Below are 11,752 nucleotides of genomic sequence, written 5' to 3'. Positions count from 1 at the left end.
TCCCCCCCCCCCCCCTTCAAAATATTTCTCATACGACGTGACGATCTGTTCGAGGGTAGCCGACGGCATGGCATGCCGCCGTTATGTCAGTGACTGCTTTTGGCCGGGAGCGGACTAACCTTCTTCACATACCAACGTCGTGCTTGCCCTTAGCCTTTCACATTGGAACGCGGAGCCCAGCATCGAGCTGAACTCTGCGTTTCATTTCGCGGTCCTGCCTCTCTTTGCCCCACTAGCATCACAGGTCGCGAGCCCGCTGACGCATGACGGCGCATAACAGCGGGCGCCGTGAGGGGATCCGTCGCACAAAGCCACTACAATAGCGCCCCTTCGCTGGTGGCGCCCGCTCCTGATATCCCCTGCAGGCGCATGCCTCCCGCTGCACTCGAGAAGCCACAATCCTATGATGTCAAACGCTTGCGGCGTCGATTTCGGCACGTCCAACTCCACCGTCGGCTGGCTGCGCTCGGACGCACCCACCCTGCTGCCGCTCGAAGACGGCAAGGTTACGCTGCCTTCCGTCATCTTCTTTCACGCCGAAGACCCGTTGGTCAGCTATGGCCGTGCCGCGCTGACCGACTATCTTGCCGGCTACGAGGGCCGCCTGATGCGCTCGCTCAAGAGCCTGCTCGGCACGTCGATGATGGACGACAGCACCGAGGTCATGGGCCAGGCCATGCCCTTCCGCAAGCTGCTGGCGCATTTCATCGGCGAACTCAAGAGGCGCGCCGAGCGCGCCGCCGGCCATGAATTCCGCCGCGCCGTGCTGGGCCGCCCGGTGTTCTTCATCGACGAAGATCCCAAGGCCGACCAGCTCGCTGAAGACACGCTGTCGGAAATCGCGCGCGACGCCGGCTTCGACGAGATCGCCTTCCAGTACGAGCCCATCGCCGCCGCGTTCGACTACGAGGCCGGCATCAGCGGTGAAGAACTTGTGCTGGTGGCAGACATTGGCGGTGGTACGTCGGACTTCTCGCTGGTGCGCCTGTCGCCCGACCGCGCGAAACGCCCTGACCGCCGCGATGACATCCTTGCCAACGGCGGCGTTCACATCGGTGGCACCGACTTCGACCGCGCATTGAGCCTGGCCAGCGTGATGCCGCTACTGGGCCTGAACAGCACGCTGCGCAACGGCAAGGCGATGCCGTCCGGCCAGTATTTCGACCTGGCGAGCTGGCACACCATCAACCACGTGTACACGCGCAAGGCGTGGGCGGTGGTGATGGACAATTACCGAGATGTCGCCGACACCGAAAAACTCGACCGCCTAATCCGCCTGATCCGCGAGCGCGCCGGCCACTGGCTGGCCATCCAGGTGGAAGGCGCGAAGATCGCGCTGTCGGACGCTCCGGTGGCGGAGATCGACCTGCAGCGCATCGCGCCCGAGTTGAAGCAGCCCGTCACGCGCGAGGACTTCGACCAGTCGATTGGGAAGCTGGTCGGCAAGACGGTCTCGACGGTACAGGCGATGCTGAAGACCGCGGGCGTCGCAGCGGAATCGGTCGATACCATTCTCTTCGCCGGCGGCTCCAGCGGGGTGCCGTTGCTGCGCGAGCAACTGGCGCAAGTGCTGCCGTCGGCGCAGCGCGTCGAAGGCGACCTGTTCGGAGGGATCGGTTCTGGCCTGGCGCGCGATGCGGCGCGCAAGTTTAGCTGACGGTCTGAAAGACTGAGGGGCGGCGGGCCATTTCGAGCGTATCGAACCATCCGGGCTGGGATATTGCTGTAGTCGGAGACGAGGACCACGCCATGCTAGAGGCGATTCAACGCAAAGCGACGGACTCAGTTCGCAGGCTAAGCTCAATGCCGTCGCCAGACGGCTCAACGAACGTCCGCGCAAGACTCTAAACTTCGATACGCCAGCGGAACGATTCCATCAGTACGTTGCATTGACCGCCAATTTACTGCGCGCCCTGCAAGGCTTTCATCCATGCAGGGGCATCCTCGGCAAGTTCGCGATAGCAATCAAGATTCGCCAGTTGTCGACCACTGGCGATATCGACTAGCACGCACCCCATGTTGAAGTGCAACGATCCAGTCTGATAGGCGACCTGGTTTCCGCTTTCCCAAAACATCCATTTCCACACCAATGGATCTCCTTGGATTCGACGGATAACGTGCCCCCACTGGGCGATAACCAAGGTGGTGGGGTAGCCCCGACCGTCCGGAGACGGATAGATCACCGTCCAACCTTCAAGACCATTCGGCCCCGCCCGATGCGATGATTCGCTGGGCTTGTCTGCCTGCGACGGCTGATGAGCCAATGCAGCGCCCGACAACAAGAGCATGCCGATCATAGCCAGCCTTCTGGCGGTGCATTGCATGATTGATGAGAGCGGTTTGGGGTAGCTCAGTCTAGCGCATGCTCAGTCGCGGGACTCAACAAGAGGGATACCGGAACGACCGCTTCTGGCCGGTAGCGGACATTCACCTCGTCTCCATCGGATAGAAGGTGAAGCCGGTGCCAGGTGTGCGACGTGCGTACATCGAATCAGAAATCTGCTCTACAGACTCAGTTGCCAACTGTTCGATCAAGCAGGCAATACCCTTGCGGTGTAGCTCGTCGAGAACCAAAAGCTTTGCTGAGCTAACGGCTGTCGCAGTATCTTCGGCGACCACAAATCTTGTGCAAAAACAGCCGTAGTACTTGCCGCTTCCCGATGCAGCGTCATTGAGCGATAAACCCGTAACATCTAGCATGACGGAGAAATAAGGCACGGCTCGTTACCCCCCAACTATTTATTTTTTGGAGAGTGTATCGACGGTGAAACGTCACGGACTCGACTACAAGAGAGGGGACTGTTGGCGACGCTGCTGGCGGTGACCTCATCCTTCACTGATTCACGCTTGCCACACCGCATACCCGTCCTCGCGCAATCCGATCGCCAGTTCCACTTCCATCTCCCGTGCCGCCTCGTAAGGCATCGGGTTGAAGCACTCGTACAGCTCCGGTACCAGACGCAAACCATACTCCCGCACAAACCGGTTCGCTTTCAGCCCCGCCTTGTGTTTGTCAAAGCGCACGTCCGGTGACTGTCCTGTCATGCCGACATAAACGCAAGGCTTGTTGCCGAGGTAATCGGGATTGGCCTTCCTGAAGCGCGCTTCGGTCAGCACTTGCCGCGAGAGTTCGACGACGTAGACGTGGTGGTGACGTGGCATTGAAGAAGTCTTCGACAGCGAAGAGGCGGACGGACTGTGAGGATAGATCGTAGCGCTCGCGCGTTTCTTCGACCACTGTGCAGAGAGACGCCTGCGGTTAGCGCAGTCTGAGACAGCCCCCCTCAGGCTAGCGCCGGAAGACTTCGACGCGTTGAAACGCGGGTCTTGGCCGGAAGACGCTATCTTGATTGAGCCACGCATCCGAACGTCGCTTCCTGGCCGGGAGCCCCCAATCAAAACAAGTCACTTGACCGACAACACCTGACTGACACGCTCAGCCGCCGGCACGGGAAACCGACAGCACGAGCGACATGGTGAGCGTGCCAATACTACCGCTGTCTATCGCAAGCCTTGCGTACAGCCACGGCAATGCGGCGATCGGATAAGGCTCTGGCAACGAGGGCGCCTATTGATCAAGCGACCATCCTTGATTGGGCACATTTTTCTCTTCGCGGTAGGTCCAGTGCGCGCCGCATGTGCGGCATGTAAACGTACTCACCGTGGCGGCCGCGGCCTTGGATCGTTTGATGCGTTGCGTGTCGGTGATTCTTAAGAGGGGATGGCCTGACGCACCAAGTCGATGGACTTCAATGGCAAGGCAAGCGCTGCAGAGTGTCATGCCAATTCCTTTCTCAAGTAACGTGGACCCGTGCTGGGTAACGATGCGCTCGTCCGGATCGTCTTCGGTCTAGACGCCAAAGACGGGCGCGCCAAACTTCAACAGCAACTGCTCGATCTGACCCATGTCATCGGTGCGCGGCGTCCGGTCTTCTATCACGCGTGACGGACCACCATACACAGCAGCCACATGCCTGCGCACCGTCAGCACGTCATTGGCCGGCGGTTCGATGATGACGGCATCACCCGGCTCATGCCGGTAGCTGCCATCCTTCCAGCCTTCGGGCGTCAGATGCAGTTCTTCCCATTCATCGCAAACAGACATGACGATTTCCTTCTCGTTGAATTTGGGGTGGCGCGCGCCGTTGCAGCGCGCGGGAAAGCCGCGCCAGGCGGCTTGCGCGGTTCAGTTCTTGTGACGATGCACCAGACGTGCAATGGCCACTCTTCCAGCGAGCCGGGCCGCATTCTTTGCAAGTGCTTCCGTGCCATGTACGTTGTGGCGCATCGAGACGTTGGCGAGGATGCGTTCTGCGCCTTCCCTGTACTCACTGATGAGATAGGTGGCAAACCAGACGCCTGGTTCTTGCTGAATCGGGTACACGGACACTGTGTAGGGGGAGTCGAGTTGGTTCAATACACTACTAGGTTTCGGGCGAAGGCTGATCACAGGCATGGTGCGGCTAGGCAAGCCACTTCCTGCAGATGAGGTGCGCCGCGATGGATAAGGCCGATGCCTGTGTGTCATGCATGTAGGTGCATGGCGCAAGCCATTGGCGACGAGGTGACCGTACTTGCGTAGGCTGGCACGCCTAGTACATGCGTGTCGGATACGGAGCGGACGAACCCGCCGGTCAGGTAAGTGATGGGCTGCATGGCCCAGGATGATGCGGGTGTACGCCCGATGGGTGGCCGGCGCGTCTCGTGTTGACTTGCTCGGCACCCGGCCCGATCGATTCGACAACGGGCAAAGGTGGCGCATGGTAACAGCTTCTCGCAACCGCTGTTTCGTGCTGGCCTGCTTTGATATGCAGCGGTTGCGATGTATGGACGACATGGAGCGACCGCAAAGAGAGGCTGCATCCACATTCATGGGTTATTTCTGGGTTTATCGCCCTTTTGATTGACAGAACCTTGCGATGCCGGTACACCTTGCGCCGCAGGCTTTTCAAGCAGTTACTCCGATGTTTTGGGTTGTCATACCAAGCGACACCTTTTTCTCTTTGTTCCTTCCTTGATCGTCATGCCTGGTGAGCATGGGCTCATCCAGAACGTTTTAAGGAATCCAACATGGAAACCGGTATCGTCAAGTGGTTCAACGACTCCAAGGGCTTCGGCTTCATCACCCCTGACGCAGGCGGCAACGATCTGTTCGCGCATTTCTCTGAGGTTCAGGGCAATGGGTTCAAGTCGCTTCAAGAGGGGCAGAAGGTCAGCTTTGTGTCAGGCGTAGGCCAGAAAGGCCCGGTCGCGACCAAGATTCAAGCCATCTGATCAATCGCGCCCGCCAGGAAGAAACCCCGCCACGCGGGGTTTTTTTTTTCGTCTTCCGCGCATGGTCGTGCGCGCGTCAAACATGCGGCTGGTCATAGTGGATGGTCGCCGCCATGGAAACCGAGAAGATGAAGAAAGACGCGCTCTAGGTGCTCACATTGGCGAGTTCCGGACCAAGAGCGATACCCGCTTGGGCAGCGGACACTTCAGTGATCAGCGTACGCTCCCGAGCCTCACGAGACATTCGCGTCTTCCCGAAGCGGCCATTCAAGAATGAACGAACAGGGAAGGGCCGAGCACCGTGGCGGCGGGCTTTCTCAACGCCCAGGTCGAGAAAACACGTTGACGAGATTCCCATCCGGGTCGCGCAGCAGGAGCGAGCGATTGCCCCAAGGCATCACTGTCGTCGGCATCACGATGTTGGTTCCGGATGCATTCATCCGTTCGAACACCGCGTCAACGTCGTCCACCTCGAACTCCAGGATTGCCGATTGATTGGCAGCAGCAGTGGCAGCACCCACATTGAAAAGCTTGATCAGGCGCTCAGATGAAATCGCAAGCGTCGCGCACTCGAATCGTACTTCGGCAAAGCCATCGGCCAGCCGTACCGCATCGATGCCGGAAAGCTTCTGATAGAACATGACCAGCCTGTCGACATCCGGGGTCACAACACGAACCGATGCGAACTTCATTTTGAGCTCCTCGTTAAGAAAGGAGCTTCAGTCTATTGGTCGATACTGTCAGATTCTGGCAGTATCGTGCGACCGTCGACCTGATTGAGCTTGCGCCACTCACGAAGCAGTGTGGAACGCCGCTTTGGGTAGCGCTCCTCCAGTTGCTCGACGCTCAAGATCCGATCCGAACGGAAGTTTCGAAAATCAGCGCGAAGCTCGCACCAGCACATCAGCACACGCGCCTGGTCGAAATACACCAGGGCAAAGGGCCAGACGACACGCCGCGATTGAATACCGTTGCCGTCCACGTAAGTCATATCGAGCTTTTGCTCCGCACGCACCGCGGCACGCAGAAGGTCTGGCGAGACGATGTGGGTAGGCCTCTTCAATGGCGCGCCGACCAGCAGCGAAGACTCCTCCAGTTCGCGACGCAACTCAGTGGGCAGTACGGCGGCGATCTTCGCAAGTGTGCTGAGCGCGCCGGCCGACAGCGTCTTGTCGCCGCGATCGACCACCCAGCGCATGCCGAGCACCAAGGCATCGAGTTCCTCTGAGCGGAACATGATGGGCGGCAGCATGAAGCCCGGCTTCATCATGTAGCCAATGCCTGGCTCCCCCTCGATCATCGCGCCTTGCGCCTGCAAACTGGCGATGTCCCGGTATAGCGTGCGGATGCTTACGCCGAGCTCATCAGCGAGGGCCTTGCCGCTCACGGGACGTCGATAACGACGTAGCACTTGCAGGAGCTGGAGGAGGCGTTCGGCGCGGGACATACGTGAATCCTGTATCGACATCGAAGGCAATCAACGACGCGATCGGTGACTTCAGGCCGAGCGCAATAGGCGCGCTCGGGAAGGAGTTGCATGGTTGGCAATCTATGCGGCTTTGTCGAACGTCTCAAACTGGCCGAATGCGGCCGTTTTCGAACGGCAGCTTCCAACCCTAAACTGCCTTTCAGCGCTTAGGTCAAAGGGCGCCCCGACTCGGGCACATCCTCTTCAATCGATTGTTGGGCGACTGCTGGAATCGGGGCGCTAGGAACGAGCCCGTAGCGGGACATGACTGCCAACAACTTCTGGCGGTCTGGTGGCCCGCCGGCATTCACCACGCCCTGTACATCCAAAAAATACTGCGCACCCAGGTCAGGGGTAAGGACGATTAGTGCCTTGGCTGTGGCTTGATGAGGGTTGCTGAACGCATGGATGGAGCCTTTGGGGGTATGCATCCACTGCCCCGGCGCCAGATCCCTGACAACGCCGTCAACCGAATAGCGGATGAGCCCCTCCAAGGCGTATATGCATTCTTCATTGTGGGTGTGGCTATGTGGCGGCGGAACGTTTGCTCCCGGGGCGATCGTCAACTCGAAGACGCCCATGCCCTGCGTGGCGGAACCGTCTATGAGATAGCGCACTGTCAGGCCACCAATTGTGATTGGCTCAAGCGTGGATGTGTCTTTGGTCATCGCGAATGCTCCAAACAGGAAAGGTGTCCTCGGTGGAGGCACCGGGGCAGCAGATCTGAGATGCCTGGCTCGATAGCATAAACATACTGTCTGCATCCGAGCGCACAAGAAGAATGCGCGTCCGCCCACGGAAAAAAGCGGATTGAAGTCGCAAGGGCCGTTTGCGGCCGGAAGCGACAGGCCAAATGCCGAACCCCGATGACCGCTTCTGGCCGGGAGGAGGCAGAGCGCTGACTAGCAACTAGCGAACACGGCCAATCACGAAGAGGAGCAGGACGACAATGACCAGCCCCGCCAAGAATCCTCCGAACATTTTCCGGTTGCGGAACCAAGTTGGGCCGAATGCCACTGGTGAAAGATTTGCCACTACCTGACTGCGTCCGTTGCTGATGTCACCGAGGCGTCTGGCAACAGTTTCGAGATTGGACAAAAATCTTTCGCCGCCAGTCGAGTCGCCGTCAATCGTTGCTTTCCAGAGATTCACGCGCGCCTGCAGGGCCCCATCATTCCATTCGAGCGCCCATGCATAGTTCTTAAGCAACGTATCCAGAGCACGGCAAAGTTCGCCGTCCGCCGCGACGGCTTGCGCAAGGCTGGGTGCTTGTTTGCCATACGCGAAGAGCCCGGGGCGGATTTCTACCTTCGTAAGAAAGGACAGCGGGTTTATCAGTCGCGCTTTCTCTTTTGCGTAGAACCCCACGTCGACTCGCTTGGTGCACTCGACTGGAATAGTCGCGACCTCAAGTGCTCGCAAGCGATCTATGGAAACGTTGTGCTGCCGAGCCATCTCGTCGAGTGAAAGCATACGGTGCAGCCTCCCAAACAGAACCCGATGGGTATCCCTATGTTATCGAACGGCCGCTTCTGGCCGGTAGCTGCTACTCGTGAGGCAGGAGATCAACGACCGCTTCCGACCCGAAACAGGCTGCCAGAGTTGCAAAAAGCGGGCGATCAACGGAAAGCAAAGGGTAATTTCCTTCAATACGTGCGGTCCCATCACGCTATACCTTCGAGCGCTGTGATTTCCCAACGAGCGTATCGAAGGCAATAGATGAGCCATCTTCTTTCCATGAGCGCCTTTGCCCTGGCTGCATCGATTTCTCCCGGACCCGTCAACATCGTTGCGTTGAGTACAGGCGCTCAGCATGGACTGCGTGCCAGCATGCGGCATGTTACTGGCGCGACCTTGGGTTTTACGTTGTTGCTCTTGCTGACAGGGTTGGGATTACACGAAATCCAAAGTCATTGGCCAAATCTGACGAAGTTAATTCAGTTGGCCGGGGTAGCGTTTCTGTTTTACATGGCCTACAAGCTCGCTGTCGATGACGGGCGACTCGGAGCGGAGGAGGCGACAGATGGTCCGTCGTTGATCTCCGGAGCAGCGATGCAGTGGCTGAATCCGAAAGCATGGCTAGCGTCCGTTGCGGGCATGGGGGCATACGCAGCAAACGGCGACCGCATATTGGTCTGGCAGTTCACGGTAGTCTATTTCGTGATCTGCTATGGATCGATTGCCTGCTGGGCATACGCAGGATCATTTTTGCGTCAGTACTTGAGCGACCCCAAGCGGGTCCGGCTATTCAATCGCCTGATGGCGCTGTTGCTTGTGGGCAGCGCCGTGTACCTACTTCTGGCGTAGGCGGCAGGCTCGGCCATGCCCTGAGGCTCAACCACGATACTGGCGAGGCGTAGCCGCAACAAATTGCCGGAAAGTTCGTTGCAGATGGGCCTGATCAGAGAATCCCGCTTCAATGGCGACGTCGGCAATAGCTCGCCCCCGCCTGAGCTCTGACCGGCTGTATTCGATACGGCAATTGATCAGGTACGCGTGAGGCGTCATGCCGTAGCGATCTTTAAACGAGCGGATCAGATAGGAAGCAGAGAGATCTGCTGCTGCACAAATCTCCGCCAGCTTCAGCGAGCGCGTGCAGTTTTCTCGGATGTAGTCCGCCGCCCGGACGAGCTTTCTATTTGGGCTCCCAGCCACTGCAGGGGCCGGGTCCAGCGTTTGCTGCACTTCCGAAAAGAAGGTGAGCGCTGCACTATGTTTTCTCAGATGATCTGCGCGCTCGTCGGTGCAGATGGCGTATAGGCGATTCAACCCAGCATACAGGTCAGGCCGCGTCGTCATGGTGGTCGAGAACGCACGAAAACCGCAGCCATGACTGAAGCCGAGTTCATGCTGAAGATCCATCAGCCAAGAAGCGTCCACATAGAACATGCGATATGACCATGGCTGATGATCGATTGGATTGCAGGCGTGGACATCTTCCGGGTTAATGACAACCACCGCGCCGGCCCCAACCTGCTCCTGGACTCGCCCGTTGAGATATGTACTGTGGCCACCCGTGATCGCACCGATTGAGAACGTGTCATGCGCGTGTTTAGCGTAGCAAATCTGGTGACCGCCTTGTATTGAACGAGCCTCGATAAACGGCAGCGTTTCATCGCGCCAGAACGTCGGCGCTATTCTCTCTTTGGCCGTAAGGGGCGCACTGTTACTGTTCATTTGGATTCGCGGCTATGTCCACACATGGCATTGGGCACTGTAACGCATCCTCGGTCGAGCACGGTGTTTGGATTGGCCCGGGATTCGGCCGGCCGTTTCTGTCCGAGCGCAGTCGGATGCAATTGGCGGGAACGACTCAAAGCGACCACGCCGATGCACTAGTCAGTCGATGAGACCCAGCCTTGTCGATCGAGATATAGCTTAATTTCCTCAAGCGAAGCCTCCGTCGAGCAGCCCAAGAAAAGTGCTGCTGTAACTGCCCCCCAGGCCTGATAGACCTTCTCGAGATCACCTTTGGTCAGCGCCGAAAGTTCGTCCAAGCTCTGCACGACCACCTTAGGCGGAAAATCATTGCTGATTACTTGCTTGACCCGCTCGGCCTGATCAGCCGGACATTTTTTGAATGTTGCCATCCGCCTGCTATTTCCCGTTGTAGGCGAAGGCGTTTGCCCCGATTGTGACGATTCTCGGCGGTATGTCGAACGGCCGCTCTTGGCCGGAAGCGGACATGCGATGCTGGGCTGATTTCTCTCAGCAACTACGGTAGGCCTCAACGTACGCTAAAGACTACTTGTAGTAACCGACGCCGCATCCCAGGCCGGCGACCGCGGTAACGAAGCTCGCCTTCGGCACCCACGTCTTTTCAGCGCCGGCCTTGGGAGACATGTAGCTGACTTCACTGACCTGGCCCTCTTTCGCCGCGTCATAGAGCCTTGGGCCGTACACGTCGCCCGTGGGGTCCTTGAATGTCCTCACATCCTTGCCGAGCAACCCCTTAACGTTGGGATTGCCGACCGCGACGAGGAGACCGTCGCTGAGGTTGAAGCAGAACGGATAGAGGTCACCAACAAGGAAGCCGTTTTCGCCCTTGTTGATCTGGTCGAGCGTCTTGGCCGGATCGGCTTTGATGGCCGCAACCGTCTTCTTAAGCATGACCTGAGCGTCCGCCGCAGTACCTTGCGCAAATGCCGTAGTCGAGGACAAGGCAGCCATGGCGCCTAGCGCGCCAATCACGAGTTTGCGAAACATGGACATTCCTCCCTGCTCGTCGAGCCATTTGCAATTGTCATGCGCCGTGCGCGGACGTCAGTGCTGGTTTGCGCGATGGCCATAGGCGTACACAGCACCACCCGTCACTGACTTACGCTTGCCACACCGCATACCCTTCCTCGCGCAATCCGATCGCCAGTTCCACTTCCATTTCCCGCGCCGCCTCGTAAGGCATCGGGTTGAAGCACTCGTACAGCTCCGGTACCAGCCGCAAACCGTACTCCCGTACAAACCGGTTCGCTTTCAGCCCCGCCTTGTGTTTGTCAAAGCGCACGTCCGGTGACTGTCCTGTCATGCCGACATAAACGCAAGGCTTGTCGCCGAGGTAATCGGGATTGGCCTTCCTGAAGCGCGCTTCGGTCAGCACTTGCCGCGAGAGTTCGACGACGTAGACGTGGTGGTGGTGACGTGGCATTGAGGAGGGCTTCGACAGCGAAGAAACGGACTGTGAGGATAGATCGTAGCGCCCGCGCGTTTCTTCGACCACTGAGCAGAGAGACGCTTGCGGTTACCTGTTGGGCTCCCCTGTTTTCACCATTTCTGCCCGCTCGTCGTCTCTTCTTAATTATGCGAATTTCGTGATCTTCTTCACGGAGCGCATGTTTTGCCGGCCGGACGTTACGTAACGCGAAACGTTTTCAAGCGCTTGATACAGCGCTTTTTCGTGACAATCTTGTCAGATTTGGCGACCCGCAACGCCTTATGCGACAACGGTTACATCTGATTTAGATGATGTTGCCATCGTCCGTGGCACGCTCTTTGCAGAATTGCTCCCCATAAAAA

The 11,752-nt window shown here is 58.3% G+C and carries 16 protein-coding genes; 3 read left to right on the top strand and 13 right to left on the bottom strand.

What is annotated here, in order from left to right; all coding sequences use genetic code 11:
- Positions 1 to 403 precede the first annotated feature (403 nt).
- Positions 404 to 1,657 (top strand): Hsp70 family protein, encoded by a 1,254-nt coding sequence (locus PI87_RS13200; protein ID WP_039598130.1) that lies wholly within the window; start codon positions 404 to 406, stop codon positions 1,655 to 1,657.
- A 244-nt stretch (positions 1,658 to 1,901) separates the two neighbouring features.
- On the opposite strand, the gene PI87_RS13195 is transcribed toward PI87_RS13200, so the two are convergent.
- From PI87_RS13195 to PI87_RS29585, 5 genes are all read right to left on the bottom strand, one after another.
- The gene (locus PI87_RS13195) at positions 1,902 to 2,297 is read right to left on the bottom strand and encodes a hypothetical protein (RefSeq protein ID WP_039598129.1); all 396 of its coding nucleotides are present in this window, start codon (positions 2,295 to 2,297) and stop codon (positions 1,902 to 1,904) included.
- A 130-nt stretch (positions 2,298 to 2,427) separates the two neighbouring features.
- A complete protein-coding gene (locus PI87_RS29070) occupies positions 2,428 to 2,718 on the bottom strand; it encodes a hypothetical protein (protein WP_157003126.1) in 291 nt (96 codons plus the stop codon).
- A gap of 123 nt (positions 2,719 to 2,841) precedes the next feature.
- A complete protein-coding gene (locus PI87_RS13190; protein ID WP_039598128.1) occupies positions 2,842 to 3,162 on the bottom strand; it encodes a hypothetical protein in 321 nt (106 codons plus the stop codon).
- A gap of 688 nt (positions 3,163 to 3,850) precedes the next feature.
- A complete protein-coding gene (locus tag PI87_RS13185) occupies positions 3,851 to 4,105 on the bottom strand; it encodes a hypothetical protein (protein WP_039598127.1) in 255 nt (84 codons plus the stop codon).
- Between the two features lie 81 nt (positions 4,106 to 4,186).
- Positions 4,187 to 4,417: a hypothetical protein gene (locus tag PI87_RS29585; RefSeq protein ID WP_039598126.1), complete on the bottom strand. Its 231-nt coding sequence runs from the start codon at positions 4,415 to 4,417 to the stop codon at positions 4,187 to 4,189.
- 653 nt (positions 4,418 to 5,070) lie between these two features.
- Between PI87_RS29585 and PI87_RS13175 the strand changes: the two genes are divergently transcribed.
- Positions 5,071 to 5,274, top strand: a complete 204-nt coding sequence (locus PI87_RS13175; protein WP_039598125.1) for a cold-shock protein — start codon at positions 5,071 to 5,073, stop codon at positions 5,272 to 5,274.
- 317 nt (positions 5,275 to 5,591) lie between these two features.
- Here the strand turns inward: PI87_RS13175 and PI87_RS13170 are convergent, their stop codons facing one another.
- The 4 genes from PI87_RS13170 to PI87_RS13155 form a co-directional block, all read right to left on the bottom strand.
- On the bottom strand, positions 5,592 to 5,966 hold the full coding sequence (locus PI87_RS13170; protein ID WP_039598124.1) for a VOC family protein: 375 nt from the start codon (positions 5,964 to 5,966) through the stop codon (positions 5,592 to 5,594).
- 32 nt (positions 5,967 to 5,998) lie between these two features.
- Positions 5,999 to 6,721: a helix-turn-helix transcriptional regulator gene (locus PI87_RS13165; protein ID WP_039598123.1), complete on the bottom strand. Its 723-nt coding sequence runs from the start codon at positions 6,719 to 6,721 to the stop codon at positions 5,999 to 6,001.
- 188 nt (positions 6,722 to 6,909) lie between these two features.
- Complete coding sequence (locus tag PI87_RS13160; protein WP_052321518.1) at positions 6,910 to 7,410, bottom strand: cupin domain-containing protein; 501 nt, start codon at positions 7,408 to 7,410, stop codon at positions 6,910 to 6,912.
- 241 nt (positions 7,411 to 7,651) lie between these two features.
- Positions 7,652 to 8,215, bottom strand: coding sequence for a hypothetical protein (locus PI87_RS13155; protein WP_039598122.1), 564 nt, complete (start codon positions 8,213 to 8,215; stop codon positions 7,652 to 7,654).
- A 246-nt stretch (positions 8,216 to 8,461) separates the two neighbouring features.
- Between PI87_RS13155 and PI87_RS13150 the strand changes: the two genes are divergently transcribed.
- A complete protein-coding gene (locus PI87_RS13150; RefSeq protein ID WP_039598121.1) occupies positions 8,462 to 9,049 on the top strand; it encodes a LysE family translocator in 588 nt (195 codons plus the stop codon).
- 27 nt (positions 9,050 to 9,076) lie between these two features.
- Here the strand turns inward: PI87_RS13150 and PI87_RS13145 are convergent, their stop codons facing one another.
- The 4 genes from PI87_RS13145 to PI87_RS13130 form a co-directional block, all read right to left on the bottom strand.
- Positions 9,077 to 9,919 carry an AraC family transcriptional regulator gene (locus PI87_RS13145; protein WP_039598120.1) on the bottom strand — a complete coding sequence of 281 codons (843 nt, stop codon included), beginning with the start codon at positions 9,917 to 9,919 and terminating at the stop codon, positions 9,077 to 9,079.
- Positions 9,920 to 10,077: 158 nt separating this feature from the next.
- Complete coding sequence (locus PI87_RS13140) at positions 10,078 to 10,332, bottom strand: hypothetical protein (protein WP_039598119.1); 255 nt, start codon at positions 10,330 to 10,332, stop codon at positions 10,078 to 10,080.
- A gap of 154 nt (positions 10,333 to 10,486) precedes the next feature.
- The gene (locus PI87_RS13135; protein WP_039598183.1) at positions 10,487 to 10,948 is read right to left on the bottom strand and encodes a cache domain-containing protein; all 462 of its coding nucleotides are present in this window, start codon (positions 10,946 to 10,948) and stop codon (positions 10,487 to 10,489) included.
- A 112-nt stretch (positions 10,949 to 11,060) separates the two neighbouring features.
- Complete coding sequence (locus PI87_RS13130; protein WP_039598118.1) at positions 11,061 to 11,384, bottom strand: hypothetical protein; 324 nt, start codon at positions 11,382 to 11,384, stop codon at positions 11,061 to 11,063.
- Positions 11,385 to 11,752: the final 368 nt, after the last annotated feature.

This window comes from Ralstonia sp. A12, from assembly GCF_000801955.1.
In the GTDB taxonomy this organism is placed as follows: domain Bacteria; phylum Pseudomonadota; class Gammaproteobacteria; order Burkholderiales; family Burkholderiaceae; genus Ralstonia.
This window is presented reverse-complemented; position numbering and strand designations above follow the sequence as displayed.

What these genes read in the sequence shown, in the direction of transcription:
- PI87_RS13200 (WP_039598130.1), top strand. Translation starts at nt 404, where the DNA reads ATGATGTCAAACGCTTGCGGCGTCGATTTCGGCACGTCCAACTCCACC.
- PI87_RS13195 (WP_039598129.1), bottom strand. Translation starts at nt 2,297, where the DNA reads ATGATCGGCATGCTCTTGTTGTCGGGCGCTGCATTGGCTCATCAGCCG.
- PI87_RS13190 (WP_039598128.1), bottom strand. Translation starts at nt 3,162, where the DNA reads ATGCCACGTCACCACCACGTCTACGTCGTCGAACTCTCGCGGCAAGTG.
- PI87_RS13185 (WP_039598127.1), bottom strand. Translation starts at nt 4,105, where the DNA reads ATGTCTGTTTGCGATGAATGGGAAGAACTGCATCTGACGCCCGAAGGC.
- PI87_RS13175 (WP_039598125.1), top strand. Translation starts at nt 5,071, where the DNA reads ATGGAAACCGGTATCGTCAAGTGGTTCAACGACTCCAAGGGCTTCGGC.
- PI87_RS13170 (WP_039598124.1), bottom strand. Translation starts at nt 5,966, where the DNA reads ATGAAGTTCGCATCGGTTCGTGTTGTGACCCCGGATGTCGACAGGCTG.
- PI87_RS13165 (WP_039598123.1), bottom strand. Translation starts at nt 6,721, where the DNA reads ATGTCCCGCGCCGAACGCCTCCTCCAGCTCCTGCAAGTGCTACGTCGT.
- PI87_RS13160 (WP_052321518.1), bottom strand. Translation starts at nt 7,410, where the DNA reads ATGACCAAAGACACATCCACGCTTGAGCCAATCACAATTGGTGGCCTG.
- PI87_RS13155 (WP_039598122.1), bottom strand. Translation starts at nt 8,215, where the DNA reads ATGCTTTCACTCGACGAGATGGCTCGGCAGCACAACGTTTCCATAGAT.
- PI87_RS13150 (WP_039598121.1), top strand. Translation starts at nt 8,462, where the DNA reads ATGAGCCATCTTCTTTCCATGAGCGCCTTTGCCCTGGCTGCATCGATT.
- PI87_RS13145 (WP_039598120.1), bottom strand. Translation starts at nt 9,919, where the DNA reads ATGAACAGTAACAGTGCGCCCCTTACGGCCAAAGAGAGAATAGCGCCG.
- PI87_RS13140 (WP_039598119.1), bottom strand. Translation starts at nt 10,332, where the DNA reads ATGGCAACATTCAAAAAATGTCCGGCTGATCAGGCCGAGCGGGTCAAG.
- PI87_RS13135 (WP_039598183.1), bottom strand. Translation starts at nt 10,948, where the DNA reads ATGTTTCGCAAACTCGTGATTGGCGCGCTAGGCGCCATGGCTGCCTTG.
- PI87_RS13130 (WP_039598118.1), bottom strand. Translation starts at nt 11,384, where the DNA reads ATGCCACGTCACCACCACCACGTCTACGTCGTCGAACTCTCGCGGCAA.